Origin of the sequence: Micromonospora maritima, assembly GCF_902825405.1 — a bacterium.
GTDB classification, from domain to species: Bacteria; Actinomycetota; Actinomycetes; order Mycobacteriales; family Micromonosporaceae; genus Micromonospora; species Micromonospora maritima.
Genome location: NZ_CADEAU010000528.1, coordinates 1 through 3,475 on the forward strand (window position 1 = coordinate 1; position 3,475 = coordinate 3,475).

3 protein-coding genes are annotated in these 3,475 nt (G+C 75.7%); all 3 read right to left on the minus strand.

Features of this window, described 5'->3' with window-relative positions:
* A partial coding sequence (locus HUW36_RS28425) for an iron-containing redox enzyme family protein (RefSeq protein ID WP_174530940.1) occupies nt 1–1,019 on the minus strand: 1,019 nt, incomplete at its 3' end.
* 50 nt (nt 1,020–1,069) lie between these two features.
* The gene (locus tag HUW36_RS28430) at nt 1,070–2,827 is read right to left on the minus strand and encodes a thiamine pyrophosphate-binding protein (protein ID WP_174530941.1); all 1,758 of its coding nucleotides are present in this window, start codon (nt 2,825–2,827) and stop codon (nt 1,070–1,072) included.
* Nucleotides 2,820–3,475, minus strand: a 656-nt coding sequence (locus HUW36_RS28435) for a baeRF2 domain-containing protein (RefSeq protein WP_281357566.1), incomplete at its 5' end; no start/stop codon positions are given. The genes HUW36_RS28430 and HUW36_RS28435, both read right to left, overlap by 8 nt.

Here is a 3,475-nt window from a genome sequence, read left to right on the forward strand (position 1 = left end):
CGCAGCGACGACCGGCCCGCCGACCAGGCGTTCAGCAGGTGCGCGGCGAAGAGCCCGTCCACCGCCAGCGCCGCGGCCGCCCCGAACAGCACGTCGGCGGCGAGTGCCGGCTCCGCGCGGACCAGCCCGCCGCACAGGTCGTACGCGGCGATCTGCTCGTGCACCGCGTCGGCCTCGACGTGCTCGTCGTAGAAGCGGGTGGTCACCGCGTCGTGGCCGAGACGCCGCAGCCCGTTGCCGTAGCGACGGTTGGGCAGCGACGAGGTCATCTCGTACGCGGCGAGATGGCCGAGCAGCGCCCCGCGCAGCCGCCGGTGCAGGCCGAACAGCGACATCAGGTTGTTGGTCGCCAGCGTGACCGCCGGCACCCGGTCCAGGTGCGCGCCGTAGTCGGTGTCCAGGTCCAGCCGGTCCATCGTGGTGCGGAACAGTTCGGCGTGCATCCGGTCCAGGCGGCCGTTGCCGTACTCGTCCATCTGGATCTCCACCAGCGCGGCCTTGGCCGGGCCGCCGAGCCGGGGCAGCGCCCAGCTGTGCGGGTCGGCCTCGCGCAGGTGGTAGACCGAGCGGTGGGTGACGAACTCGCGGAACTGGTCGAGGTCGGCCCGGCGGTGCAGGGCGGCGGCGAGCGGCGGGCCGTCGTCGGCCGCCACGAGGTCGGTCAGCGCACCCGGCAGGGCTGCCGGGAGCACCGTCGGCAGCGGTCCGGCCAGCCCGCGCAGCGCCGCCTCGAACGGCCGCTCGGCCCGGGCCCGCAGGGCCAGCAGGGACGGCTCCCACTCCCAGTCGTCGGCGACCCCCTGCCAGCCCCGGTAGTGCAGCTCGTAGCAGAGGAAGAGGGTGAGCTGGAGGTCCTCGTCGGTCAGCGGCCCGGCCACCGACGCGAACTCGTCGCCGAGCCCGGCCGGCAGCTCTCCGGGCGCGCCACGCAGCGCGGCGAGCAGGGCGGCGGAGACCGGCCCGCGTGGCCCGGGCAGTGCGGCCGGGCCGTAGCGGTGGTCGGTGGTGGCGGCGGGCATCTGACCTCCTGGGGTAACTGGCCCCGAGGCAGTGCCCGGACGCCGGCCGGCTAAACGAGGTCCTCCGCCGCGATGGCCTCGGTCTGGGTCACCCGCTCCCGCACCCGGCGCGCGGCGTCCCCGTCGGCCACCAGGCCGCGCAGGTCGGCCAGTGCCGGCTCGGGCACGTCCAGCGCCACGGCCGGATCCACCACCGCCTCCAGCACGCTGGGCCGGTCCGCCGCCAGCACCTCGTCCCAGGCCGCGCCGACCAGGTCCGGTCGGTCCACCCGGACGCCGTGCAGCCCGAGCAGTCGGGCCCACCCGGCGTACGGCACGTCGGGACGCCGGTCGGGCAGCGCGCCCGGTGGGCGTCCGCCGCCCACGCCGGACTGGTCCCGGTTGTTCAGCACCAGCACGACCAGCCGGGGGTCCGACCACTCGGTCCAGTGGTGCGCCACCGTGATCAGCTCGGCCAGGCCGTTGAGCTGCATCGCACCGTCGCCGAGCAGCGCGAGCACCGGTTGGTCCGGACGGGCCAGCTTCGCCGCCACCGCGTAGGGCAGGGCGCAGCCCATCGAGCCGAGCGTGCCGCAGAGCCGGGCCTGCACGCCCGGGGGCAGCTCCAGGTGCCGGGCGTACCAGTAGACGACCGACCCGACGTCGACCGCGACGGACGCCCGCTGCGGCAGCCGGGCGGACAGCTCGCGGAGCACGAGCTGCGGGTTGATCGGCTCGGCCGGGGCGGCGGCGCGGTCCACGGCAGCCTCCCGCCACCGCTCCACCGAACGCTCCACCACGCCCCGCCACTGCCCGTTGCGCCGCTCCGGCACCCGGGTCAGCAACGCGCGCAGCGTCTCGGCGGAGTCACCGACGAGCGGCACGTCGACCGGGTAGCGGGTGCCGATCCGTCGGCCGTCGATGTCGATCTGGATGGTGCGGACCTGACCGACCATCGGGAACCAGTCGGTCCACGGGTCGTTGGTGCCGACCATCAGCAGCGTGTCGCAGCCGCCCATGAGCTGGGCGGCGGCCGTGGTGCCGACCTCGCCGAGGACCCCGGTGTGGAAGGGCAGCCGCTCGTCCAGCACCGGTTTGCCCAGCAGTGACGTGGCCACGCCGGCGCCGAGCCGGTCGGCGAGCGCGACGATCTCCTCCTCCGCGCCGTGCGCGCCCTGGCCGACCAGCAGGGCCACCCGCTGCCCGGTGCCCAGCAACGCGGCGGCGGCGTCCAGGTCGGCCTCGTGCGGCAGCACCCGGGCCAGCGGTTCGCCGGGCGTCGCGGTGACCACGCCGGCGGTCTGCGGCACCAGGTCCGGCACGACCGTCACCTGCAAGGCGCGCGGCAGGACCACGCAGGTCGGGCTGCGGGTGGCCGCCGCGGTGCGGAAAGCCTGGTCCAGCAGCGCCGGCACGTGCTCCGGGCTGCGGCCGTAGCGGACGAACTGGTTGCACACGTCGCCGAAGAGGCGGCTCAGACCGATCTCCTCGTGCGCGCCGCCGAGCGGACCGCTGACGTCCTCGCCGATGATCGCCACCACCGGCTTGCTGTCCAGCTTGGCGTCGTAGAGGCCGTTGAGCAGGTGCACCGCGCTGGGTCCCTGGGTGGCCAGGCACACCCCGATGCCGCCGGTGAACTTGGCGTGCCCGGTGGCCATGAACGCGGCGGTCTCCTCGTGCCGGGCGGGCACGAAGTCCGGGTCTCCGCCGGCCTCGTCCAACGCGGCCAGCATCGGCGCGATCGCCGCCCCGGGGTAGCCGAAGGCCCGCGGCACCCGCCAGGCCCGCAGGCGTTCGACCACCAGGTCGGCGACGGTACGCTCAGCCATCGCCCCGCCCCGGGGTGCCGGCGTCGACGTAGCGCAGCACCGCGCCGACCCCGTCGGTCAGCTCCGGCGCCTCCTCCGGCGCGAGCACCGTCACGTCCGCGTCGGTGCCGATCAGCGCGCGCAGCAGCGCGGCGTCGGCGCGTACCTTCTGCGGGTCGGCCACCGACATGCCGGCCAGCTGCGCCGGGTCGGTGGCGATCTCGGTCGGGTCGGGCCCGACCCACAGCTCGCCGTCGGCGGAGGCGTCGTCGACGATCAGCATCGTGTCGACCTGGTTGCGTTGCAGCGCGGCGACGACCGCGTCGAGGCCGGCGCCGACGTCCTCCTGCACGCCGAACCGGTCGAGCGCGGTGGCGATCCGCCGGTCGGCTACCTCGGCGACGGTCTGCACCGTGATGTCGTCCATCAGGGTGTCGTCGGCGCCCGGGTCACGCGATCCGGCGTCGGTGCGGACCAGGACGTCCTGCCACCGCGCGGGCAGCTGGGCGGCGATCATCCCGGTGGCCCGGACGTCCCCGGCCACGACGACCACGTCGGCGCCCACCCGCTCGGCCAGGTCGGCGGTGGCCGCCGCGGCGTCGCCGGCGTTCTGGTGCCAGGCCTCCATGGCGGCGCGCTGGTAGCGCGACTGCGACCAGCCGCCGGGCT

Bases quoted from the DNA above. Each gene is read 5' to 3' on its own strand.
- HUW36_RS28430 (WP_174530941.1), bottom strand. From the start codon at position 2,827: ATGGCTGAGCGTACCGTCGCCGACCTGGTGGTCGAACGCCTGCGGGCC.